The sequence below is a fragment of the Klebsiella sp. K47 genome (genome assembly GCF_051858335.1).
Taxonomy (GTDB): domain Bacteria; phylum Pseudomonadota; class Gammaproteobacteria; order Enterobacterales; family Enterobacteriaceae; genus Klebsiella; species Klebsiella pneumoniae.
Genome location: NZ_JBPYUI010000195.1, coordinates 1 through 243, shown reverse-complemented (window position 1 = coordinate 243; position 243 = coordinate 1). Strand labels below are relative to the sequence as shown.

Genomic DNA, 243 nt, shown 5'->3' with positions numbered 1-243 from the left:
AAGTGCACCGCGTTCGTTAGCAGCTAAGAAATCGTTGAACGGATCGCTGTTCATTTGCTTAATGCCAAGGCTGATACGGTTGCCTTCAGCGTCTACAGACAAGATAACCGCTTCAACTGTGTCACCCTTCTTGTAACGACGGATAGCTTCTTCGCCTTGTTCGTTCCAAGAAATGTCAGACAAGTGAACTAGACCATCGATACCGCCTGGTAAACCGATGAAGATACCGAAGTCAGTGATTGA

At 46.9% G+C, this 243-nt stretch carries 1 protein-coding gene; it reads right to left on the bottom strand.

Going from position 1 to position 243, the window contains the following annotated elements; translation table 11 throughout:
• On the bottom strand, positions 1 to 243 hold a 243-nt coding region (locus RRF55_RS27675; protein WP_439419251.1), incomplete at both ends, for a S1 RNA-binding domain-containing protein.